Below are 23,252 nucleotides of genomic sequence, written 5' to 3'. Positions count from 1 at the left end.
TCCTCAGACGCCCCGAGCTGTGCGCCCATCCAGCCGGCGATCCCACATGGACGCCTCCCCCGCGAGGCCGCATCCCCGACACGCGATGGAACGCTACTACGTCAAACGCCCCACCGGTAAGGTCTTCGGCCCCTTTGACCAGAACGCCATCCGGCTGATGCTCAAGGGCAACAAGCTCGGCACCGATGCGCAGGTTTCGACCGACAAAGAGAGTTGGACGCCGATCTCGGAGGTCGCCGCCTTCGCCGATGACGCCGGCAACACCACCCGTGCTGGCCTCGGCGTCCAAGATCTTCCGACCTCTGCCGGCGGACCCGCGCTCCCCACCCCTCGCAGCGTGCCTGATCTTCCTAGGCCCAAACTCAGCGATCTACCCCGCCCCAAACTCGGCGACCTTCCCAAACCCAAGAGCGACGCCGCCGATCTCCCCCGGCCCAAACTCAGCGACCTGCCCCGCGTGGCGGCCGCCAACCTGCCGAGGCCCGCTGGCTCGAACCTCCCCGCACCGGCCGGAGCCAACCTTCCGAGCCCCGCGGGCAGCAACCTGCCCACCTCCGCCCACGCAAACCTTCCGACACCGGCCGACGACGACCTCTTCGCCGCTCCGATCACCGACGACGATCTCTTCGCCGCTCCGATCACCGACGACGATGACCTCTTCGCCGCTCCGATGGGTGCGGACGCCGACGATGATGACGATCTCTTCGCCGCTCCGATGGGTGCGGACGCCGACGATGACGACGATCTCTTCGCCGCTCCGAACAACTCCAAACCCAGGGCCAGCGACGACCTCTTCGCCGCTCCCGTGAGTCCGGACACCTATCAGGACGACAGCGACGACCTCTTCGCTGCCCCGATGGGTGCCGAGCCCAGCGATGATCTCTTCGGCCCCGTTCCGGGCATGGACGAAGATAGCGACGACCTCTTCGCCGCTCCGGCTGCCCGAGACGAAGACCCCTTCGCCGCTCCGGCCAACCACGATCCCTTCGCCGCCCCCGTCAGCGCAAACGCCCCCGATCCCTTCGACCAGGGCGACGACCTTTTTGAAGCCCCCAGGCTCGACGACGACGCCCTCTTCTCCGACGCTCCCGCCGACGAAGACGACTTCCTGGGCGGCGATCAGGGCTTCTCCTTCCTCGACGAAGAACCCGAGGGCGACGACTGGGACAGCCAACTTGTAGGGAACGACTCCTTCGACGCCGAGGACCTCGGTGTCAACGAGGCCGACTGGGGCGACGATATGATGGGCGGCCCGGCTCCGGCTGCTTCGGCCCCACCGCCCCGCCAACCCGCAGCTCCCAGCTCCCGACCGCAGCCCCAGGCCGCGGCAGGTCACGACCCCTTTCGCCCGGCTTCCACCGGCATCAAAGACGACCGCCCGGCCAGCGCCGGCGCCCCGGCCGGTGCCAACGTCGCCAAAACCGTCGACGCCGATAAAAAACGCGGCGCAATGGCTGCCATCGGTGTCCCCGTCCTCGCGGTCCTCGTGCTCGGCGCGGCTGGCTTTGGCATCTACACCTCCTTCTTCGCTCAGGAGGACGTGGTTCAACAGGCTCCGGCGCCGGTTGCTCCCACGATCACCTCGCTCAATCCGGAACTTGTCCTCCAGGATAACTACGCCGCCTACCAGGAGCTCTTCGCCGACGCTCAAAAAGGCGAGCTCGCCCCGCCGAGCTCCGCCCTGCTCTTGCTGGGACGCTCGCTCTATCTGACCCGTTACGAGGACGACGCGGTTGCCGCCGCCGCCGAAACCCTGGCCGAATCGCTCGCCGCAGAAAGCGCCGACCCGATGGTTGCCGCAGCCCTGGCCGCCAACGAGGCTCGCCTGGCCCAGGCTGACGCTGCCGCGGCCCTCGCCGAACCCGCATTTTCCAACCCCGAGTCCGCCTACTGGGCTCACCTGAGCGCCGGCGTCGCCTACGCGCTCGCCAGCCTGGACGGCCAGTACGAGGCCGCTCCTACCGACGCCAGCGCAGAAGAAGGCGAAGCCTCCCCTGCCCGAGATGACGCTGCACCCGCCGCGGTAGAGGCTGGCGACGCCATCGTCGCCGAGGCCCAAGAAGAAGGTGCCGAAACCTCCGACACGACCGCCAACACCTCGCTCTTCGAGCACGCGGAACGTCATCTCAACGAGGCCAGCAAAGCCAATGAAGCCGCCGCCACGCCTCATTACTGGCATGCGCGGGTTCTGGCAGCAAAAGACGATAACGCAGCGGCCCTCGAAGCGCTTGAGCGCGCCAGCAACGCCGATCCCAATCACGTAGCCACCCGGCTGCTCGCCGGCAAACTCTACTACGAGGGCGGCGACCTCAACGATGCCACCGAACACCTCGACAAGATCATCAGCGAACTCAGCGCATCGGCTTCACCGGCGGAGCGCGGCGAGTCCTACCACGTTATGGGTATGGTCCACATGGCGCGCCAGCAGAGCGAGGAGTCGATCGCCATGTTTACCGAAGCCCTCAACATCGACAGCTCCCGCGTCGACAGCCTGCGTGCGCTCGCCGAGCAGTACGAGCGCGCGGAGATGTACCAGGAAGCGCTCAACTTCTTTACGACCAACAAGAATCTTGGCCAGCAAGACCCCGAGGTGATGCTCGGCATCGTGCGCTCACACATGGGCCTGGAGCAGTACAACGAGGCCATCCTCAAACTCGAAGACGGCGAAAAAGAGTTCCCCGAAGACGCCCGCTTCCCCTTCTACCTGGGCCGCCTCAACATGCAGCGCGGCACCTTCTACGAAGCCCGCCGCGCCTTTGAGCGCGCCGTCGAGATCGACCCCAGCCTGCTGACGGCCCACGCTGCTCTGGCCCAGCTGGCCTGGCGCATCGACAACGACGTAGCCCGAGGCGAAGGGCATGTCCGCGCCATCACCGAGCGCCCCGAAGGCATCGACGCGGCCATCGCCTCCCAGGTTGCCGACTACTACCGCCTCTCCGAGCGCCGAGCGCTCGCCCGCCAGTGGAATGAAGAGGCCCTTCGCCTTGACCCGAACTTCTGGAATGCACGCCTCAACCTCTCGCGACTGCTTCTCGAAGACGCACAGAGCGAGCGCGCCCTGGAACTGCTGGAGCGCGCCCGCGCGGAGGGCATCGAAGACATTCGTCTCTCAGCCTATCTGGCGGATGCCTACCGTCAGGCCGGCCAATTCGATCGCGCGATCGACGAGATCAACAAAGTCATCGAATCCGAGCCTTCCAATGAGGAGTACATCTTCATCCGCGGGCGCATCTACTTCGACCGCGGCAACTACGAGACGGCACGCGAAGACTTCAACAAAGCCTACGAACTCAACCCGCGCTATCATGAAGCCTACTTCTATGTGGGCCGCACCGCGCTGGCCGAGAAAGACTTCAACACCGCCAAACGCATCTTCGGTCACGTGCTCGACTACCAGCCCAACAATGGCGAGTTCCACTACTTCATGGGACGCACCTTCGAGGATGAAGAGAGCGAAGCGCAGGCCCTGACCCAGTACCAGCGTGCGACCACCGTCGATCCGACCTACGGCGTGAAAAACCCCGAGATCTACGTGCGGCGCGGACTTCTTCTGGCCCGCACCGGTGCCACCCGTGCGGGCAAAGTCGACATCATGCGCGCCCTGGAGCTCAAGCCCGATATGGTCGAGGCGCAGTTTGCCCTGGGCGAAGCCAACTTCCGTGAACAGAATTACCCGGGCGCCATCGAGCACTACAGCGCCGCGCTCGAAAAGGCTCCAGAGCGTCCCCTGGCCCAGTACCAGTACGGCATGGCCCTGATTTACGAAGGGAAACGCGAGCAAGGCGCCCGCCACCTTCAGCAGGCCATCCGTTTTGGCTACAATAACCCCGAGATCTACCGCCGCCTGGGCTATCTCTACCGTGAGCTCAACCAGCGCGCGCAGGCTATCGAGTCCTTCAAGACCTACCTGCGTGAAACCGCTAGCCTGACCGTGCCCGACGCCACCCGCCGTGAAATGCTTCAGCAGATCGAAGAGCTCGGCGGCTGATTCCACCCTCTGCATGTACTTACGCATCCCCCCGGCGCTGACGCAGCGCAGGTCTCTCTGGCGCAGTTGAACACCCCTATGGAGAACCTCCTCATCATTAGCGCTGAGGCCTCGGTGGTCTCGAGGCTCACGCAGGCGCTCTCGCCACAGGCCCGTATCAGCCAGGCCAGAGGCTGGGATGACGCCCGCCGCCAGCTGATACAAGAGCCGGCTCAGGTCGTTGTTATCGGCCCCGATCTGGCCGATCCCGCCCAGAGCGCCCATTTCGTGGCGCTGGACAGCGTCTTAAGTCAGGACGGCACCCCTGCTTTCGTGCTCGCTGAGCGCCTCACGCCGGCCCTCTCGCAGATGGGCGCAGCCTTCGTAAGTGTGGCCGGGGTCGTACCGCTGCCTCGCAACCCCGGTGACTGGGACGAACTTTTTGACGCGCTCCAAAAAGCGCTCAACGCTCGTCAGCGCACGCTGCAAAAGCAGGCGCGCGAGAGCGGAGGGTCCGCCACCGAACTCTCGGTGCGCCTTCCCAGGGTCTCCGAAGGACGGCTCAGCTCCATCCCTTTTGCGCGCCTTCTGTACAGCATCTCCATGCATCAGGACTCCGGACGGCTCACGCTGCGCTCGGGAAAAATAACGCGCGAGTTCGGCTTTAAGGGAGGTCATTTTCTGGAGCCGGCCCATCACGCGTTGGCCGATAGTACCGCGCTGACCAGCGTCTTTGCCTGGCCCGATGGCGACTTCACCTTCACACCAGACACCAACCTCGAAGGCAGCCGCACCTCCCTGGTCCCCCTGATGATTCAGGGTGTCACCACGCATCTTCCCCAACGTCAGGTCATGGAGAGCCTGATGCCGATGATGGCATCCTACCCGGTGCTCACGCAGTTCTGGGAGAAACGTCGCGCCTCGTTACGCTGGAAAGTCCTGGCGAAGTTGATGGGAGGCTGCGACGGCCAGAAGTCGCTTGAGAAGCTGCTCAGCCTGATGGGCAGCGATGTGACCGAGGGCTTCCGAGCAGCTCTCTTTGCGCGCGACATCGACCTCTGGGTCTTTCGAAGCGAGCCCACGCCACGCCCGGTGCGCATCCAGTATGCGCATCTCAACGCCTCACCCGGCGCGTCATCGGCCGGCTCGTCACGCCCGGTGTCCTCACGTCCGAAGCGAACCTCCTCCTCGCCATCCGCGCACGCACCGGACTTAAGAGGCATTCGTCCGGCGACCGGCCGCACGCAGAGCCTGGATGTGCAGTTGCGCGAGAAGCTCACGACCATGGAGCGCATGAGCCCTCATGAGGTCTTCGGCCTGTGGAAGGGCTGTGGACGCGAGGCGGTCAAAGAGCGCTTCTACGTGCTGGTTAAGGAGCATCATCCCGACGTCTACGGTGGCAACCTCTCCACCGAGATCAAAGAGACCGCCCAGCGCATCTTCATCGGCGTGCGCAATGCCTACACCGAATTGATGAAGCTCGAGCACAAGCAGACGGTGCCCCCCCCGAGCCAGTCCGTCGTCACTGCTCCAGCCCCGGGCAGCGAGGCCTCGGCCCAAAACGCCCAGTCCCTTCGAGCGGGTCGAAAGCGCCTGAGCACCCTGCATCCCGGACAACTCAACCCCGGTGGCGAAGGTTTGGCCGAAGACTCCCAGGCCCGCTTCACCCCCCGCACGCAGACCCCCGGTCGCTTGCGACGCCACTCCACGCCCATCGGCATGGGACGCAGGCCAACCACGCAACACCCCGATCTGAAGTCTCAGCTGGGCGATGCTGCGACAACGCCCTCCCAACCCACGCCCCCTGCGCGCACCACTCCAGGGGCGGGCACCCCACAGCGCGATCGCACCGCGTCGCTCTCCGGGGCGCGCCGCAAGCGAACTTCCTCGCTCTCCGGCGCCGGCCTGGATCATGAATCCTCCGATGTCGACTGGCGACGCGAACAACTGGAGCGCCTGGGCCGAAGCCCCACCCGCAGCAGGCGCCCCACGCCGGCGCCGCTTAACAACGCCGGTATCCCCACCGCGGCCGATCCAGCCCGCGACGCCTTCAACGCCGGCTACCCCCTCGTTAAGCAGCTCGCCTACAACGAGGCGCTTCCCTACCTCCAGCGTGCGCTGAAGGGTGAGCCCGACAACGGCCTCTACATGACCTTTGAGGCCTACGCTCGCTTCCAGCTCGACGCCTCCCAGGCCGACAGCGCTCTGGAACAGCTCCAGAAAGCCATCGCCACCGGCCACCGCCAGGCCATGCCTGATGCCTACCTCTTCGCCGGCATCATCCTCAAAGCCCGTGGCAAAGAGCGTCGCGCCTACGAGCACTTCAAGCAGGCCTACAAGCTCAACCCGGCAAGCCTGGAAGCCGAGCGCGAGATCCGCCTCTATGAGCGACGTCACCCCCAGAGTGAGAGCGAAGCAGGCGGCTTCTTCAAAAACCTGTTTAAAAAATAGCGCGCCACGCCTACGATGCTATCGTCTCATCCACGTATGCGAGCGGGGGCTTTAAGGCTCCTGCCCACCGCGCTCGCCAGCTCATCACGGCGCAGCTCGGCTCCCCATCGCTCTCATTGCCTTGCCAACACGTCTAGCCGGGATTGTCGTTCATGGGAAAAATCATTGGCATCGACCTGGGAACCACCAACTCCTGCGTAGCGGTCATCGACGGTGGAGAGCCGCTGGTGCTGCCCAACAGTGAGGGCTCGCGCACGACCCCCTCCATGGTCGGGTTTACCGAAGACAACGAACAATTCGTCGGTCAGCAGGCCAAGCGCCAGGCCATCATCAACCCTGAGCGCACCATCTACGACATCAAGCGCCTCCTCGGTCACAAAAACAACTCACCGATGGTCAAGCGCTACGCCAGGACGCTGCCTTACTCCATCGTCGAGAACACCAACGGCGACGCCTGGGTCGAGGTCAACGGTCAGGCGTACAGCCCGCAGGAGATCTCCTCGATGATCCTGCGCAAGATGAAGCAGACCGCCGAGGACTACTTTGGCGAAGAGATCACCGAGGCGGTGATCACGGTGCCGGCCTACTTCAACGACGCCCAGCGCAGCGCCACCAAAGACGCCGGTAAGATCGCCGGGCTGACCGTGCGGCGCATCATCAACGAGCCCACAGCTGCCGCGCTGGCCTACGGATTTGCGCGCAGCGACGACGCCAACATCGTCGTCTTCGACCTGGGCGGAGGCACCTTCGATGTGTCCGTCGTACAGCTTCGCGGAGGTGTCTTCGAGGTCGTCTCCACCAGCGGCGACAACCACCTGGGCGGTGAGGACTTCGATCGCGCCGTGCTCGAGTTCTTGATGCAGCGCTTCGAGGACGAGACGGGCATCGATGTCAGCGAAGACAATATGGCCTTGCAGCGCCTTAAAGAGGCCGCCGAAAACGCCAAGTGCGAGCTCTCCACGCTGAGTGAAACCAACATCAACCTGCCCTTTTTGGCGGTCGACGAATCCGGCCCGCGACACCTCTCCCTGAGCCTGTCGCGCTCCCAGCTCAACGACCTCTGCTACGACCTGGTCGAGCGCCTGGAGTCCCCGTGTATGACCGCGCTCAAAGACGGTGGCGTCGATCGCAATGAGATCGACGACATCCTGCTCGTCGGCGGCATGACGCGCATGCCCCTTGTCCAGGAGAAGGTCGAAGAGATCTTTGGCAAAAAGCCCAATAAAGGCGTGAACCCGGATGAGGTCGTCGCCACCGGCGCGGCCATCCAATCGGGCATCCTCGGCGGCGAGGTCCGCGAGGTGATCCTGCTCGACATCACCCCCTTCAGCCTGGGGATTCGGGTCACCGGCGACCGCTTCAGCCCCATCATCCAGAAAAACACGCCGATCCCCACCATGGAGACCAAGGTCTTCACCACCACCGAGGCCAACCAGGACATGGTCACCGTCACCGTGCTCCAGGGCGAGCACCAGGTGGCCAGCCGCAATAAGCTTCTGGGCATGTTCAACCTCACGGGCATCAACCCCGCCGCCGCCGGAAGCCCGCGCATCGAGGTGACCTTCGAGATCGACACCGACGGCATCGTCAACGTCTCGGCCCGCGATCTACGCACCAACGTCAGCCAATCCATCACCGTTGAGGGCCACTCCGGCCTCTCCGATGAGGAGCTTCAGCGCGCGATCCAGCGAAGCAAGAAGCGCTAACCCCCTGACATCATTTAAGAATCACACATGACGCCAGTTCAGGCCCCCATGCGGGCCGGACTGGCGTCAGCGTTTTCCTGGTAGAGGTGCATGCGCCAATCCACCCCGAAGATCTGACCGGGCTCCATCGCCTTCCACACATTATCGCCCTGAAGAGGCTCACTGGAGACGATGAAGTGGTTCACAAAGCCCGAGCGCGAGCGCGCCTCACAGCAGGGCGCAAAGCTCGGACAGTCATCGCGATCGGGGCATAAGGTCTTGTGCGTGCTGTAGAAGAGCTCCTTGCCCCCCTGGTGGGCAACCATCACCTGACCGTTGGTGAGAAGGATGCTCAAGTAGAACTCGTCGTCTGCGGCGCGGGTGTAGCAGTCGTAGCCTGTGGCCTCGTGAATCGCGGCGACGGTCTCTCGGAGCGCGGCGCTGAGCTCACCAATCGGGGCGCCCCTGCGATGGATGTCGAAGCGCTGCGCCATCTTCGAGAGCAGCAGATAAAAGATCACCTCGCTATCGGTATCCCCCAGCACAAAACGACGAAAGATCGGCGAGATCCGGGCGACCACCGCCTCGCGATGTTCGCCAAAGTTGGGAATCTGACCGTTATGCGCAAAGACCCAGCTGCCGTACTGAAAGGGGTGTGAGTTAAGGATGGAGAGCTGACCCACGGTCGCCTTGCGAAGGTGCGCCACAACCGTCTCGGAGGCCACCACACCGCTGACGCGTTGAAAGAGGCTATCGGAGACGGCCGAGGAGACGCTCTTGACCACGTGCGGCACGCCCTCCACGTAATACGCCACCCCCCAACCATCGGGGTGGCGCTCACTCTGGCGCATCAGGGCGTTATCGGCGCTGATCAGGCTGCGGTGAACCTGGCTTGTGATCACCGAACGAAAGCCAAAGAGCCGGCACATAACTTACTCGTCGAAGTTGGCGATCGCCTGAGCGATCTGGTCCTGGTGCGGGCGATAGATCCAGGCGCGTCGCGGCGGGTCATTGATGAGGATCGAAAACGCCAGCTGCCGTCCCGACCTGCTCTGCACGTAACCACTGAGCGCTGTCACATTATTAAGCGTACCGGTCTTTGCCCTCAGGTTTCCAGCCACGTGCGGCTCACGCAGCCGGTTGCGCAGCGAGCCGTCCACTCCGGCAATCGGCAAGGATGCGATGAACTCCGGCCCAAACGCATGCCCGCGCATATAACGCAGCAGTGCCACAAACTGGCGCGCACTCACCGCGTTGCCCTCGTAGAGCCCGCTGCCGTTGTGCAGACTGAACGCCTCGGCGTCAAAACCGGCGCGCACCATAAATTCGCGCGCCTTGCCGATGGCCTGCGGCCAGGTTGCCGGCTGCCCCTGCCCGCGGGCAGTTGCCAGCAGCACCTGCTCCGCCATGAAGTTATTGCTCCACTTGTTCATCGCCGCGATCGTATCGATCAAGGGCGAGGAGCTATGCACATGCAAACGCTCGCGCCCCTCCGGTGCGGGAGCCTCCCCGGGGCGAACCTCTCCGTCAAACGTAATGCCCACCATTTCGATGGCGCGGGCTACCACCGCACCGGCAAACTCAGCCGGATTATCCACCCGCTTTCGCACCGCAACCGGCTGTGCTCCCTGCCCGATGGTGCCTCCCACCTCAATGCGTGTGCCCTCCGCCGTCGGCACCGCGCTGACCTGCACACGGGCCAGGGAGCCGCCCACGGTGCGCGTGCGGTTGACCACCTCGATATGCTCCTGAGGCGGATCCAGCCGCACCACTCCAGGCTCACCCATTGCCCCCGGAGTCACGGTGGTCGTGACCGTGTTAAAGTTCACGGACAACGCCCCGATCGACGATCGGTACGAGGCGTCGGTGTCGCGTGTCTCATAGCCGGGTGGCAGATAGCCCTCCGCAAAAGCGGACTCGTCGATGATGATGTCGCCGGTGATCGTATCGATCCCCTGCAGCCGCAGCTCACCGGCCCAGGCCAACACATCCTTGAAGAGCAAAAAGGCCTCCCCCGAACCGATCACGAAGAGATCGTCGATGGAGCGCTCGCTGCGCCTGTTGGTGGCCAGCTCAGTACTGAAGGTATAATGCGGTCCCAGCACATCAAGCGCTGTGGCTGCGGTGATCAGCTTGATGTTGCTCGCCGGATTCAATGCTTCGTCGGCCAGATGCGAGTAGAGCACCTCCCCGGTGCGGGCATCTTCGACATGCACTCCCACCTTCGCCCGTTGCAGTTCAGGATCGGAGAGCACGCGATCGATGGCCTGCTCCAGCTCCGGGTAGTCGCGGCGCTCGACCTCTTCGAGCGCCGGCACCTCCGGTACCTCCTGGATCTCCAGCGCGGAGCTCTCCTGCCCCTCCTGGGCGACAACGCCATTGGCGCTCAGCCCGATCCCGAGGAGCACAAGAAGATAGCTCGCCGGACGTAACGCGCGGCGGTACATCCGATGCGACAAGTGGTGCAGTTGACGATCCCTCATATCCCTGTAAACTCCCGCTATTGTTAAACTTTTCCACCGCGACTAAAACGCGACGCACAGGTAGCGCTTGAAGTTCGGGGTGTTATTCCTGGTCGTCGCTCGGCGAGTCCGACGCTACCTCCAAGACTTCGCCTGAGGAGGCTTTCAACTCGCGCGCGGCGTCGTCGAGCCAGCGCGTGCTCTGACCGCGCAAAAGCTTTCGCTCCCGCCAGATGTTGACGGCAAGCCCTGCCCCCAGTGCCACGCCGATCACCAACGAAACAATCCCCCATCCCAACGATTGCGCCACGATCATCAGCTCGCCCGAATCGACCACTCGACCTTCACACGAGCCGTTTCCACGCCATCGGCGCGCCGGCCGACGACCTCCAGCACGCGGTTCACCCGTTCGCCGGTGCGCGCGGCCTGCTCAAACGCCGCGGCCACGTCTTCGCCCTGCACGCACTCAAATCGCACCGCGCTTTTTGCCGGTTTGACAAAGTCCGCGCTGATATGGCGCACGATGTACGAAAACTTTTCGGGCCGCAGCGCGTTATGAAAAAGAACCAATCCCCCGGTGGTCATCTCTGCGGCCATCATGGTGGCGGCAAAATACATCGTCCCGAAGATGTTTCGATTTCGCCATCCGAAGGGAATCGCCACCTCGCAACGCGACGCATCGAGCACGTCGACCGAAGGTGAAACCACCGCCAGAAGCGGCATCCGCGCCCAGAGCAACGCCTGAGATACGGGACGAGTGGTCAGCGCGCCCGCCACCAGGCGGGCGGTCCAGGGAGCGCGCTCTTTTTGATTCATGGTATCTTGAAACAGCATCCTGTCCTCGTTGATGTTCTGATCCCGCCCCGGTTGAAAGCACGTCGACCTTCGACGCTGCATCGACTATACACGAAGCAACGCTTCGGGAGCAGTCCCCCGACCTGACATGGTCGTCTTTTGCTATGAGCGCAACGCTTCGAAAACTCGGTCGCTACGAGCTTACCCGCCGCCTGGCCAAAGGCGGCATGGGTGAGATCTATCTGGCGCGCGCCCGCGGCGCCGGCGGCTTTGAGAAGCGCGTCATCATCAAGACCATCCTCCCCCATCTTGCCGAAGAAGAGGAATTTGTCACCAAATTCCTCGATGAAGGTCGCATCGTCGTCCAGCTGACCCACGGCAATATCGTCCCCGTCTTCGATATGGGCGAGCAGGACGGCGAATATTTTATTGCTATGGAGTACGTCGAGGGCCTCGATCTGCGCGAGGTTCTAAAGCGGCTGGAGGCCCGTGGGGAACACCTTCCGGTGGAGCACGCGCTGCACATCGCCGCCGAGATCTGCAAGGGGCTGGGCTACGCCCACCGCAAGACCGACGAGCAGGGCCGCCCGCTCGCGATCGTGCACCGCGACGTGAGCCCCTCCAACGTGCTCATCTCGCGCGAGGGCGAGATCAAGATCATTGACTTTGGCATCGCGCGGGCTGCCGGACGGCTCTCTCAGACGGCCAACGGACGCATCCAGGGCAAATGCTGCTATATGAGTCCGGAGCAGACCCGGGGTCAGTCCCTCGACCACCGCAGCGACATCTTCGCCTGCGGGGTGGTGCTCTACGAGATGCTCACCGGGCGACGTCCCTTTGAGGGCCGCACCGATCTGGAGAGCCTGGAACTTGTGCGGCGCTGCGAGTTTGATCCGCCCGGAGTGCTGCGCCCCGAGGTGCCCGGGGAGGTCGATCAGATCATTGAGCGCGCGCTGGCAGTCGACCCGCAGGCGCGTTACCAGAACATCGAAGATCTTTATGTGGATCTTCAGCATGCGATCTATGCCGTGGGCCAGGCCGTCACCAGCCAGGGGCTGGCTCAGGCGCTTCAGACGATCTTCGCCGAGGAGGCCGCCCCGCCGGTGCGCAAAGCGCGCAACCTGGATGAAGCCCTGGAGCTGGAGCTCGGCCTGCTGGGCTCGGATGCGTCCGATGCTGCGCTACGCACCGGCACCGGCACTCCGGCTGCCGATCTTCTGCCGGTGCCACATCAAGGCGGCTCACCCACCTCCGAGCCCGCCGCTGAGCGTGACGACGTCTCAAAGCGGGGGCTCACCGAGCTCTCGGAGCAGGAAGCCGCCGAGATTGCCCACGCCCCCACCGCCTCGCGGCTGCTTACGCCCGAACCGGTCGCATCTTCGGCGACACGTGCGCCCTTCGCCACGCCCACGACCTTACCTGAGCCTCACGTCCTCAGCGGTGAGGGCCCCGCCGACGCTCTGCCCCAACCAGCCCCGCGGCGGCGGGTTGGCGTGTGGGTGGGACTGGCGCTCGCGGCGCTGACTGCCCTGGTGGCCGCCTTTATCCTTCCGGCTCTAAGTGAGGCCGAACTTACCCTGGAGAGCGACCCACCCGGCGCGACCATTCAACTCGATGGTGAGGAACTCGCCGGACGCCGCACCCCCCAGACGCTCAAGCTCGCGCCGGGCGACTACCGCGTTGAGCTCTCGCTCGACGGCCACCTGTCTCGAAACCTGCGCGTGGAACTCGCCCCTGGCGAGCATATCGTCCTGGGCGCCCGCGACCTGCGCCTGGAACCCGACGCCGCACCACCCCGCACCTTCCGCGTGGAAACCTCCCCTGAGGCCGCCAGGGTCAGCGCTAATGGCGAAGATCTCGGCGAAGCCCCGGTGACCCTCACCCTGGGCGAAGGCGAAGTGGCGGCCCTCTCAGCGGCCTACGAAGGCTGCTCGACCGCCTATTACACCTTGAGTTACGGCCACCAGCGCGAGATCGTCTCGCTCAACCTCTCCTGCCTGCAGAATCGCGCCCTGGCGGAGCTCGCCGCCCGCCCTGGCACCCAGACGAAGAACGTGGCCGACGACCGCAACCGCCCCGCCCTCATCAACGCCGCGCTGCGCAAAGGCGTCCGCGTGCGCCTGGTCCCCTCACCACCGCAGGCCGACCTCGTACTCAACGGGCGCGCGCTGGGCCCGGGCCCCCGTCAGGTGCAGCTGCCCCACGGCCGTACCGCCATCATCGAGGCTCGCGCGCCGGGCTACACTCCTCTTCGCCTGGAGCTCAATCCCGCCTCCATCCAGGGCGATGAGCTCGCGCTGAACCTCGAAGAGAGCCCCCGCGGATGCCTCAACTTCCGGGCGATCTATCCGGCTCATAACGAGATCGCCATCGACGGCGCCTGGCTCTCCGGGCGTCATATGACCCTTCGCAACCATCCTTTGAGCGCCGGCCCGCACACCATCACCGTGCGCAACCCGGAGGCCGGTCGTGAAGAGCGCTTTGAGGTCACCATCGCCCCCGGCGAGGACTGCGCCCACCTGGTCGTCTGGGATGAAGAACGCTGAGTTCCCCACGCCCGAAAGAAGAGCCGACGCTGGCTTGTGACGCGACGCCCCCCTCGCTATGGTAGCGGCCCTCTGGAACCGATTTTCGATACCACGTCTCCCGGATCTATTGCTATGAGCGACGCAACACGCACCATCTTTCTGGACGACGGCGCCGAGCAGCTTGAGCTGCAGCGCTTCCGCGTTGAAGTGATCGAAGGCCCCGACAAGGGCCTCTCTCGTGCCTTTGAACGCGCCGAACTTTTGCTCGGAAGCTCGCCGGACTGCGATATCTCGCTCAACGACCCGGCTGTGAGCCGCGTGCATGCAGCGATCGTCGTCGATGAGAACGGCTACCGCCTGGTCGACCGCGGCTCCAAAAACGGCACCTTTGTCGAGGGGTTACGCACCGTCGACATCTTTCTGGCCGACCGGGTGCGTTTTCAACTCGGCGACACGACCCTGCAGTTCTATCTGACCGACGAAAAGGTAGAGGTGCGCTTCTCCGGCAGCGACCGCTTCGGAAATATGCTGGGCAAGAGCCGCGCGATGCGCGAGATCTTCTCGATCCTTGAGCGCGTCTCCCCCACCGACGCCACCGTGCTCATCGAAGGGGAGTCGGGCACCGGCAAGGAGCTCGTCGCTGAGGCGATTCATCTGAACAGCCCGCGCAAAGACGGCCCCTTTATCGTGCTCGACTGCTCGGCAATCGCCCGAGAACTGATTGAGTCGGAGCTTTTCGGCCACGTTAAAGGCGCGTTCACCGGTGCCACCGGCTCGCGCAAAGGCGCCTTTGAGGCCGCCCGCGGTGGCACCCTCTTCCTCGATGAGCTCGGGGAGCTCGCCGTCGACCTGCAACCCAAACTTTTGCGCGCGCTGGAAAAACGCGAGATCAAACCGGTCGGCAGCAACCAGAGCGTCAAAACCGACGTGCGCATCGTCGCCGCCACCAATCGCAACCTCTTAAGCGAGGTCAAAGAGGGCAACTTCCGCGAAGACCTCTACTACCGCTTCGCGGTGATTCGGGTGAACCTGCCGCCTCTGCGCGATCGCCCCGATGATATCCCCCTGCTGGTGGAGCATTTTTTGCGTCAGGCCAACGAGATGACCGGCCGCGACGACGTCGACATCGCCTACAAGACGATGGAAAAACTCAAGCGCCACCGCTGGCCGGGCAACGTCCGCGAGCTCAAAAACTTCATTGAGCGCGCCGTACTCCTGACCCAGGGCGATGCCATCGAGACCCGCTACCTCAACGCCGGCGAACCTTCGGCCACCGACGTCCCGGAGGCCATCGAAGAGTCCAGCCTGCCCATGGTGGAAACCGCGCTCCAGGAGAACCTTCCTTTTAAAGACGCCAAAAACCGGCTGATCGAACATTTTGAGAAGGAGTACTGGGGCCGACTTCTCGAGCGCACCGGTGGCAACGTCTCCAAGGCGGCGCGCATCGCCGGGGTGCACCGCAAGAGCGTCGAGTACATCCTCAAGAAGTTGGATCTGACCCGCGAAGATCTCGGCATCTCCTGAGCATCGCCCCCTGTGCCTGGCCCCGCTTTCTCCCTTATGCTTTGAGCTGGTTGATGTCTGAAGCCTCACCGACGCCCGCGCGCGACACCCTGATCTGCATCCCCACTTACAACGAGGCCGGCAATATCGGGCCTATCACCGAGGCCATCTTAAGCCGCTGCCCCGAGGTGCACATCCTGGTCATCGATGATGGCTCCCCGGATGGCACCGGGGAGCTGGCCGAGGAGCTGGCGGCGGCCGATGGACGCATTCATGTGATGCACCGCACCGCCAAGGAGGGGCTGGGACGCGCCTATATCGCCGGCTTTAAGTGGGCGCTGGACGAGGGCTTTGAGAAGATCGTCGAGATGGACGCCGACTTCAGCCACCGCCCCGAAGATCTGCCGGAGCTGCTCAAACAGCTCGACCTTTTTGATGTTGCCATCGGCTCGCGCTATGTCGCCGGTGGTGCCACACAGGACTGGGGCCTCTTTCGGCGGCTGCTCTCACGCGGCGGCGGCTTCTATGCTCGCCTGGTGCTCGGTGTGGACATCCGCGACCTGACCGCCGGCTTTGTGGGCTGGCGGCGCAAGGTGCTCGAAACCATCGATCTCGACCGCATTGAGGCCTCGGGCTACGTCTTCCAGATCGAACTCAAATACCGCGCGCACCAGAAGGGCTTTCGCATCGTCGAGGTCCCCATCATCTTCCCCGATCGCCAGGTGGGCGACTCCAAGATGACGCCGGATATCGCGGCCGAGGCGCTCACCCGGGTGTGGAAGATCCGTCTCAAGCGCTGAGCATGGCATAAAAAAAAGACCTGCCCCCGGCAGGTCTTTTTTGCGTTTACCACCGTCGCTGCTCTAGCCGCGGCGTTTGGTGATTTTATGCATGTCATAGAAGTAGGTCAGCGCGCCCACCATCTTGCCCCCCATCAGGTTGCGGAAGGTGCCCAGCATCGCCTCGTATTTAGGCGCGTAGGGGTACCAGAAGGGCTCCACATCGAGCAGGCCGCGGTCGACCATAATCGCCTTCTGGTTCATGAAGGCATAGAGGCCTTCGGGACCGTGATAACGCCCAAAACCGCTGCGCTTGACCCCACCGAAGGGGAGCGCCGGGTTGCCCACCGACTGCACAAGATCATTGACCGAGCATTGCCCCGACTCCATGCGGCTGGCGAGCTCCAGCCCGCGCGACACGTCGCGCGTCCACACGCTGCCGGTCAGGCCGTACTGGTGGTCGTTGGCCATGCGCAGGGCTTCTTCTTCGTCCGCCACGCGAATCACCGGGAGCACCGGGCCGAAGGTCTCCTCGCGATAGATCTCCATCTCTTCGGTGACGTCGAGCACAAGCGTAGGCTCAAAGAACTGCCCGGGGCCCTCCATAGGGCGCCCACCCATGGCGATGGTGGCACCGCGCTCCCGGGCATCGTTGAGGTGGCGCACAACCGTCCCCATCTGCGCGCTGAAGGTCAGCGGCCCCATATCCGAGCCCTCATCGGGGCCGCCCACGCGCATCCGCTCAATCTCGGCGCGCACAAGCTCCAGGAACGCATCATAGACCGCGTCGACCACAAAGAGTCGCTCCACCGAGATGCACATCTGGCCGCAGTTCAAAAAACCGCCCCAGACCGCCGCGCGCGCCGCGCGCTCTAAGTTGGCGTCGTGGCAGACGATCATGGCGTCTTTGCCGCCGAGCTCAAGCTCCACCGGGATCGGCTTTTCGGCGGCCGCGGCCATGACCTTTCGGCCGGTGGCCACCGAGCCCGTAAAGAAGATCTTATCGATATCCGCTTTGCATAACGCCGCCCCGGTCGAGCCGTCGCCCTGCACCACCGAGACCACCCCTTTGGGAAAGCCCGCGCGCTCAAAGATCTCACGCATCAGCTCTCCCGTCAGCGGGGTGACCTCCGAGGGTTTGAGCACCACCGTGTTTCCGGCAATCAGCGCAGAGAGCACCGGGATCATCGAGAGCTGAAAGGGAAAGTTCCACGGAGCGATCACTCCGATGACGCCCATCGGAGCGTGTTCGACGTAGCTGGTTTTGGTGGGGAAGAAGAGCTGGCGAGAGAGCTTCCGACGCTTGAGCGCCCTGGGTGCTTCTTTTTTGTAATAATCAATGAAAAGCGGGATCGCCATCAGCTCGGTGAGCAACGAGTCGAGCAGGGGCTTGCCCGTATCATCGCTGATCACCTTCGCAAACGTCTCGCCATCCGCGCTGACGATATCACGCAGGCGCTCGAGGTAGCCAAAGCGCTGGTCGAGCGAGAGATCACGCCAGGCAGCAAACGCCTCGCGCGCGGCCTTCACCGCTTGATTCACTTCGGCCGGCGAGCTGATGGGAAAGGTGCCCAGGTGCGCGCCGTCGACCGGGCTGAACTTCTCGATCATATCGGCGGAGATTTCGGCGCTGGAGGCTTGAGCAGACATAGGCGGATCCTGAGGGCGACATCGAAAACGAAGGAAGTGGAGGCGAACTCCCCCCTCGCAGGGGGAAGCGACCGCGCAGAGTTCTTAAGCACCAAGGCCACGTCGTCCAGCACGTTGGGGTGGCCTCTGCGCTCAGGGCAAGAGCATCGCCGGCCGGCTGTCGGCGCTCACGCGCGACTGCAACGCCGGGCGAAGGCGATCGCCAAGATGTGCCGGCCCCACACGAGCTGAGAACGACCCGCTGAGGCGACCAAAGCCCGGCCCCTGCAGCGCGTCGAGTTCGGGGAGGGTTCCCTCCACCGACCAGGTCGACTGCAAGGCCGGCGCAAGCACGTTCCAGGCTGCCACCATATCGTCGACGTCGGCGGCATACACATAATGGCCGCCGCTGGCGCAGGTCAGCTCCGCGTACTCCTGCACCGGTCCCACCCGGCCCTCGGCGTCGCGCGCGGGCAAACAATAGGATTCGGCCGTCTGTTCCACCGTCCCGCCGGCTTCTTCGGCATAGATCGTGGCCGGGCGGCAGCGCTCATGCGGCTGACAGCTCGCGTCATCCTCACAGGTGGGTGCAGCGCAGCTCGCATCCTCGCGACAGGCCTGGTTGCCGCCCCACTGGCTGGGAAGATCGCGCAGCAAAGAGGCGTCGAGCTCCGGGTCCAGGTGCACGATCATCAGACGCACGCCGGTGGCCTCCAGGCGCGCGCGCACCGCCTCGGCGTCGGCCTGGGCATCGTAAACCTGGTTGGGGCTGTCGGTGAAGACGACGAGCACCTTCTCGGCCTCCTCATAGGCTTCAAGCCCCAGATCGCGGTCGAGCACCCGCAGAATCGCCTGATAGACATTGGCCTCCCGCGGAATCAACGTGGGCAGCTCAGCCAGGCGCTCCGTGAGGCTGTCGAGATCGCGGGTCAAATAGTTGGTGAGTTCGCCCCCCTCACTCGGTGTCAGCGGACGGGTCTGCGCGCCGACATCGCCGCCGTAGAACCACAGGCTTACCGCGGCAGTTTCACCGGTGAAACGCCCGCCCAGCGAGATCAGGAAATCCTGAATCATCTGGCGGTGACGGAGTTCCGCGTCGGTGGCTCGCTCCGGGTTTGAACTGATCGCCTGCGCGCCGCTCTCGTCGTAGAGTGAGCCCACCGCCACGGGCAGGCGCCCATCGAGGCTGGCGGTGTTCTGGATAAGCACGCTCAGCGCAAGTTCTCTGGACCCCTCCCGTCCCAGGCTCCACTCCTGCCGCACGCTCCCGGGAGCAAAGCTCACGGTGGCGGGAAGTGCGCAGTAGCGCTTGCCCTCACCCACCTCGACCGCGGTGCAGCGGAGCCCCTCCGGGCACTCCTGCGAGGTCTCACAGACCGGGCCGGACCTGGCCATATACGCGGCATCCAGGCCCAGCTGCCCGGCGCGCAGCGTCTCATTGGGCCAGATCATCTGACCGTCGAGCACATCGCCGGCGGCGACCGCGGGTCCCTCCTGGCTGAAGATCACAAAGGGAAAGCGCGCCTGCCTGCTCCCCTCACACGCCAGCGGCCGCGGGGGCAGAAGACGCAGCGAGCCGGGGCGCAGCTCCAGCCCGGGCTCACGCGCCACATCGGCCCCATCGCCGCTGACATCGCTGACGCCCACGTCGTCCTGCGGTGCCGGGTCTCCGTCATGATCGCCGCAGCCGGCGATCATCCAGGCCGCGCCCATCACAAGGGCGCTGCGTATCCATCGGTCGAAACGTCGAGTCATGGCCGCACCTTAAGGTTTTGACGAACTTCCCCGGAGGCGACGCACGATGACGCCTCACAACCTGAGGAAGATGATGACAATCAGAAGAATCGTGGCGAAGAGGGCCACAAAGATCCACATCGAGAGGCGCGACTGCGGTGCCGCCTCCAGGCTCTCCAGGAGCGCCATATTGCGCTGAAAACGCCGGCGAGAGTAGTCCAGCCGCGGAAAGGTATAATAGAGCGCGTCAGCGTCTTCATCGACGGTGACCTCGATATAACCTTCGGCCCCGAAGTCATTGAGCAAGCTCTGAACTTTGGCCGAGGGCAGATCGGTGCGACTGGTCAGATACCCCAGCTCGACGCGCGGCTCGCGCGCGGCCGACGCGATGCGCAAAAGCTCATGCTGCTCGCGGACCTTTTTGACCCAGTCGGCATCCTGCTTCAGGCTTGCGACTGCGCGCATAAACGCCGGCGCTTTCTCAAGGTGGGCCTGCTCCTCGATATCCAGCGGCCCGGGCAGAAAACGCTCCGGTCGGGCGATCTCGTAGGCCGCAAGTTTGTCGAGTTGGATGCGCTCGACCCCGTCGAGCTCTTCGAGACCTTCGAGCACCCGGGCGATGCTGTCGACGTCCATCGGGAAATAGGTCGTCACGCCCAGCACGGTCACCGGGGCCTCGTCGCGCCTGGCGAGCTCGGCGGCCACCTCCGAGATCAGCTGAATGCCTTCGGGCACCGAGCGCAAGCGTTGACTGTCAGCCATAAACGAGATCCATCGGGGGAAATCCATTGCCCGCGCCCACGGGGGGCGGGGGCCAGAGGCGGCGCAATCTAACGATCTCTTATCGAGTCGACAACCACCGTTGTCCTCCGGCACACCGAGGCCCGAAGAAGCCCGAATGATACGCCAGCACCCCGGCCCTGTCATCCAACCCGAAGGGGTGGCCCCGCAACGCGCCCGAACCCCTGCAACACGCCAGCCCCCGCCCCACCCTTCGATGGATCGGTGAGGCCGACACCTGCCCCGGCTTAGTGATTCACGTGGGCGGAATGAGCGGGTATAGTTACACGTCTTTTAGCGCGGCGTTGCGCCCGCGCATCGCACCACGCGCTTTGCCGCCTCATCCAATCCCCCAAGAGTTTTCATGAGCTTACGCATCGTCATCGCAGAAGACAGCGCGATCTTCGCCGAGGTCCTGGTCGACGCGCTCCGGGCCGAGCCGGGCATCGAGATCGTGGCCATGACCGATAACGGCGTCGATGTGGTCAACCTCTGCGAGGAGCATCGTCCCGATCTTGTGCTGATGGACATCCACATGCCGCGCCAGGACGGGCTGGCGGCCACCGAGGCGATCATGGCGCGCTGCCCGACGCCGATCCTCGTGGTCACCGCCGATCCTCACCGCGGCGGGGTCGACCTCTCCTTTAAAGCGCTCTCAGCCGGGGCGCTCGACCTGATGCCCAAGCCGCAGCGCCTGCCCTTTCCGGAAGAGGAGCGCGAGGCCCTTCTGCGCAAGATTCGGCTGCTCTCCCAGATTCCGGTGGTCCGCCATGTGCGCGGTCGAAAGCGCCAGCGTGTCGAGGGGCCTCGGCGCGTGACAAAAGGCCCCGATACTGCCGCTGCCAACCGACCGGTGGCGGTGGTCGGGGTGGTGGCCTCCACCGGGGGGCCCAAGGCGCTGGCCCGCATCGTGGGCCAACTTCCCGCCGATTTTCCGGCTGCCGTTGTGGTCGTTCAGCACATCACCCACGGCTTCTCCACCCACCTGGCGCACTGGCTCGACAACCACAGCCCGCTCAAGGTGATGGAAGCCTTCGATGGCACGGAACTTAAACGCGGCCATCTCTACATCGCGCCGACCGAGCGCCATTTGATGCTGGAGCCCGACCTCAAGCTCAGCGTTACAGAAGGGCCCCCCGTCGGTGGCCACTGCCCCAGTGGCGATCGCCTGCTCACAAGCCTGGCGCGTCATGCCGCCCCCCGGGCCATCGGCGTGATTTTAAGCGGCATGGGTGACGACGGCACCGTCGGTCTCACCGCCCTGCACCACACCGGCTGCACCACGCTGGCCCAGGACGAGGCCAGCTCGGTGGTCTACGGAATGCCCCGCTCCGCCATCGCCCACGGGGTTGTCGACAAAGTCGTGGAGCTCGATCAGATCGCCGACGCGCTCATCCGCGAAGTCGACGCCATCGAACATCGGGAGTCACGATGAACCAGGGTCGCTACCAACGGCGCCAGGTCATCACGCAGGCCTGCGTGCTCTTTGAGCGCTGGACCGGCTTTGCCCTGCGCGGAGCTGCGCCCACGCGCATCGCCGACACCTTTGCGCGGCGCGCCGAGGCGCTCGGCTACGACGATCCACTCACCTACGTCGAGGCCCTCCAGGACCTCTCCTCAACGGCGGCCGAACCCCAGCGCCTGGTCAATCTGATCACCAACGGGCTGACGGCCTTCTGGCGCGATGAGCCCCAGCTCCTCGCCCTGCGCTCGATCCTGCGCAACCTCGGCGCATCGGCCACCCTGGAGCGCCCCCTTCAGATCTGGTGTGCCGGCGTCTCCACCGGCGAGGAGGCCTACACCGTGGCCATGATCGCCAGCGAAGAGAACATCCCGGCCGACGTCCTCGGTACCGACGTCAACACCGAGTTCTTGAGCGTGGCGCGCCGTGGCCACTATGGCACCTGGAGTCTGCGCCGGCTCGATGAGGCGCGCCGCGACACCTTCCTGCGGCCGATCGATGAGCATACCTACGCCATCAATCATCCCGAGCTTGAACGCGTCCGCTTCGATCACCACAACCTCCTGCACACCGCGCCGCGCTCGCGTCGCGCGGACATGCGCTGGGATGTGATCTTATGCCGCAACGTCCTGATCTATTTCACCCCCAGGGCCTCCGCCACCGTGGTGGGACATCTGGCCGACGCGCTGGCCTGTGACGGCTACCTGATGCTCGGCTCCTCCGAGCAGATCCACGTGGAGCAGCTCAACACCGAGGGGCCGCGCCTGCGCGCGACCCGCCACGGCGAAGGCTTTTTGTATCGCCGCTACGAGACCAAACCGGGCCAGACCATTGAGCCGGGGGCATGGACGTTCAGCGAGAGCACGCTCGACGAGCTCCTCGATCCTCCCGCCCCCGAATACAGCGGGCTTGATGAGACGACCAGCGACGTCGGGCTCAACGACACCGTCGTCAGGCTTCTCGAGACCGCCGGCGACCACATACGCCAGCGGGAGCTTCGCCTGGCGATGGCCTGCCTGGAGGCCGCCACCAGCTACGATCCCTTTGTGGTCGAGGGTCACTGCCTGCTCGGTCAGGTGCTCGCTCAGCTCGACGCCGGACACTCCGCGCTTAAAGCCTACCAGAAGGCCCTCTTTCTAGAGCCCTTTCACTGGGTGGCCGCCTGGGGCGCGGCCCGCATCTACGAAAACTTTGGCGAACACGACGCCGCACGCCGCGCCTGGCGCCAGACGCTCGAAGGCCTGGCCGCAAGCCCTGACCCCCTTCGCTACTCTCGCGTTATCCCCCGGCTGGCCGGCCCCCTGGAAGACACCCGCCAGCAAGCCCACCAGGAGGCCCACCGTGCCCTCTCGGTGGTCAGCGAGTTGTAACTTTTCTCACCTATGTTGGAATGACTTCGTCACCTGAGCAGTTACTTAATTACCTCGGCAACGAGGTCGGAGCTGGCACAGCCTGTCCGCGATCTCAGGCGATGCGG

General features: G+C 64.5%; 14 protein-coding genes and 2 pseudogenes. 9 read left to right on the top strand and 7 right to left on the bottom strand.

Annotation, left to right across the window (positions count from 1 at the left end; all coding sequences use genetic code 11):
• Positions 1 to 46 precede the first annotated feature (46 nt).
• The 4 genes and pseudogenes from EA187_RS17285 to dnaK form a co-directional block, all read left to right on the top strand.
• Positions 47 to 3,715 (top strand): annotated as a pseudogene (locus tag EA187_RS17285) (tetratricopeptide repeat protein); the annotation flags it as partial.
• Positions 3,716 to 3,748: 33 nt separating this feature from the next.
• The gene (locus EA187_RS21170; protein ID WP_430687900.1) at positions 3,749 to 3,988 is read left to right on the top strand and encodes a hypothetical protein; all 240 of its coding nucleotides are present in this window, start codon (positions 3,749 to 3,751) and stop codon (positions 3,986 to 3,988) included.
• A 78-nt stretch (positions 3,989 to 4,066) separates the two neighbouring features.
• Positions 4,067 to 6,418, top strand: a complete 2,352-nt coding sequence (locus EA187_RS17280) for a DUF4388 domain-containing protein (protein ID WP_127781056.1) — start codon at positions 4,067 to 4,069, stop codon at positions 6,416 to 6,418.
• A 152-nt stretch (positions 6,419 to 6,570) separates the two neighbouring features.
• A pseudogene (gene dnaK, locus EA187_RS17275) lies at positions 6,571 to 8,115 on the top strand (molecular chaperone DnaK); the annotation flags it as partial.
• Positions 8,116 to 8,162: 47 nt separating this feature from the next.
• Here dnaK and EA187_RS17270 read toward each other — a convergent pair.
• The 4 genes from EA187_RS17270 to EA187_RS17255 form a co-directional block, all read right to left on the bottom strand.
• Complete coding sequence (locus EA187_RS17270; protein WP_127781055.1) at positions 8,163 to 9,032, bottom strand: class II glutamine amidotransferase; 870 nt, start codon at positions 9,030 to 9,032, stop codon at positions 8,163 to 8,165.
• A 3-nt stretch (positions 9,033 to 9,035) separates the two neighbouring features.
• A complete protein-coding gene (gene dacB / locus EA187_RS17265; RefSeq protein ID WP_115604565.1) occupies positions 9,036 to 10,586 on the bottom strand; it encodes a D-alanyl-D-alanine carboxypeptidase/D-alanyl-D-alanine endopeptidase in 1,551 nt (516 codons plus the stop codon).
• Positions 10,587 to 10,668: 82 nt separating this feature from the next.
• On the bottom strand, positions 10,669 to 10,881 hold the full coding sequence (locus EA187_RS17260) for a hypothetical protein (protein WP_127781054.1): 213 nt from the start codon (positions 10,879 to 10,881) through the stop codon (positions 10,669 to 10,671).
• Positions 10,881 to 11,399, bottom strand: a complete 519-nt coding sequence (locus EA187_RS17255) for a DUF4442 domain-containing protein (RefSeq protein ID WP_164856364.1) — start codon at positions 11,397 to 11,399, stop codon at positions 10,881 to 10,883. The genes EA187_RS17260 and EA187_RS17255 overlap by 1 nt, the downstream gene beginning before the upstream one ends.
• 125 nt (positions 11,400 to 11,524) lie before the next feature.
• Between EA187_RS17255 and EA187_RS17250 the strand changes: the two genes are divergently transcribed.
• The 3 genes from EA187_RS17250 (at position 11,525) to EA187_RS17240 (ending at position 16,191) form a co-directional block, all read left to right on the top strand.
• Complete coding sequence (locus EA187_RS17250) at positions 11,525 to 13,906, top strand: serine/threonine-protein kinase (protein WP_127781052.1); 2,382 nt, start codon at positions 11,525 to 11,527, stop codon at positions 13,904 to 13,906.
• 114 nt (positions 13,907 to 14,020) lie between these two features.
• A complete protein-coding gene (locus EA187_RS17245) occupies positions 14,021 to 15,412 on the top strand; it encodes a sigma 54-interacting transcriptional regulator (protein WP_115604573.1) in 1,392 nt (463 codons plus the stop codon).
• 53 nt (positions 15,413 to 15,465) lie between these two features.
• Positions 15,466 to 16,191 carry a polyprenol monophosphomannose synthase gene (locus EA187_RS17240; RefSeq protein WP_127781051.1) on the top strand — a complete coding sequence of 242 codons (726 nt, stop codon included), beginning with the start codon at positions 15,466 to 15,468 and terminating at the stop codon, positions 16,189 to 16,191.
• Positions 16,192 to 16,254: 63 nt separating this feature from the next.
• Here EA187_RS17240 and EA187_RS17235 read toward each other — a convergent pair whose 3' ends face one another.
• The 3 genes from EA187_RS17235 to EA187_RS17225 all read right to left on the bottom strand — a co-directional run bounded on the left by EA187_RS17235 (position 16,255) and on the right by EA187_RS17225 (position 20,295).
• Positions 16,255 to 17,820, bottom strand: a complete 1,566-nt coding sequence (locus EA187_RS17235; RefSeq protein WP_127781050.1) for an aldehyde dehydrogenase family protein — start codon at positions 17,818 to 17,820, stop codon at positions 16,255 to 16,257.
• Between the two features lie 132 nt (positions 17,821 to 17,952).
• A complete protein-coding gene (locus EA187_RS17230) occupies positions 17,953 to 19,554 on the bottom strand; it encodes a vWA domain-containing protein (RefSeq protein ID WP_127781049.1) in 1,602 nt (533 codons plus the stop codon).
• 54 nt (positions 19,555 to 19,608) lie between these two features.
• The gene (locus EA187_RS17225) at positions 19,609 to 20,295 is read right to left on the bottom strand and encodes a hypothetical protein (protein WP_115604580.1); all 687 of its coding nucleotides are present in this window, start codon (positions 20,293 to 20,295) and stop codon (positions 19,609 to 19,611) included.
• 382 nt (positions 20,296 to 20,677) lie between these two features.
• On the opposite strand from EA187_RS17225, the gene cheB reads away from it, so the two are divergent.
• Positions 20,678 to 21,748: a chemotaxis-specific protein-glutamate methyltransferase CheB gene (gene cheB / locus EA187_RS17220; protein ID WP_115604582.1), complete on the top strand. Its 1,071-nt coding sequence runs from the start codon at positions 20,678 to 20,680 to the stop codon at positions 21,746 to 21,748.
• The gene (locus EA187_RS17215) at positions 21,745 to 23,145 is read left to right on the top strand and encodes a CheR family methyltransferase (RefSeq protein ID WP_127781048.1); all 1,401 of its coding nucleotides are present in this window, start codon (positions 21,745 to 21,747) and stop codon (positions 23,143 to 23,145) included. The genes cheB and EA187_RS17215 overlap by 4 nt, the downstream gene beginning before the upstream one ends.
• Positions 23,146 to 23,252 lie beyond the last annotated feature (107 nt).

Source organism: Lujinxingia sediminis (assembly GCF_004005565.1).
In the GTDB taxonomy this organism is placed as follows: Bacteria; Myxococcota_A; Bradymonadia; order Bradymonadales; family Bradymonadaceae; genus Lujinxingia; species Lujinxingia sediminis.
The sequence above is the reverse complement of the archived record's forward strand: the minus strand, read 5'-3'. Positions and strand labels throughout refer to the sequence as shown.

Bases quoted from the DNA above. Each gene is read 5' to 3' on its own strand.
- EA187_RS17255 (WP_164856364.1), bottom strand. From the start codon at position 11,399: ATGCTGTTTCAAGATACCATGAATCAAAAAGAGCGCGCTCCCTGGACC.
- EA187_RS17240 (WP_127781051.1), top strand. From the start codon at position 15,466: ATGTCTGAAGCCTCACCGACGCCCGCGCGCGACACCCTGATCTGCATC.
- EA187_RS17230 (WP_127781049.1), bottom strand. From the start codon at position 19,554: ATGACTCGACGTTTCGACCGATGGATACGCAGCGCCCTTGTGATGGGC.
- EA187_RS21170 (WP_430687900.1), top strand. From the start codon at position 3,749: ATGGCCCTGATTTACGAAGGGAAACGCGAGCAAGGCGCCCGCCACCTT.
- EA187_RS17225 (WP_115604580.1), bottom strand. From the start codon at position 20,295: ATGGCTGACAGTCAACGCTTGCGCTCGGTGCCCGAAGGCATTCAGCTG.
- EA187_RS17280 (WP_127781056.1), top strand. From the start codon at position 4,067: ATGGAGAACCTCCTCATCATTAGCGCTGAGGCCTCGGTGGTCTCGAGG.
- EA187_RS17260 (WP_127781054.1), bottom strand. From the start codon at position 10,881: ATGATCGTGGCGCAATCGTTGGGATGGGGGATTGTTTCGTTGGTGATC.
- EA187_RS17215 (WP_127781048.1), top strand. From the start codon at position 21,745: ATGAACCAGGGTCGCTACCAACGGCGCCAGGTCATCACGCAGGCCTGC.
- EA187_RS17235 (WP_127781050.1), bottom strand. From the start codon at position 17,820: ATGTCTGCTCAAGCCTCCAGCGCCGAAATCTCCGCCGATATGATCGAG.
- EA187_RS17245 (WP_115604573.1), top strand. From the start codon at position 14,021: ATGAGCGACGCAACACGCACCATCTTTCTGGACGACGGCGCCGAGCAG.
- dacB (WP_115604565.1), bottom strand. From the start codon at position 10,586: ATGAGGGATCGTCAACTGCACCACTTGTCGCATCGGATGTACCGCCGC.
- cheB (WP_115604582.1), top strand. From the start codon at position 20,678: ATGAGCTTACGCATCGTCATCGCAGAAGACAGCGCGATCTTCGCCGAG.
- EA187_RS17250 (WP_127781052.1), top strand. From the start codon at position 11,525: ATGAGCGCAACGCTTCGAAAACTCGGTCGCTACGAGCTTACCCGCCGC.
- EA187_RS17270 (WP_127781055.1), bottom strand. From the start codon at position 9,032: ATGTGCCGGCTCTTTGGCTTTCGTTCGGTGATCACAAGCCAGGTTCAC.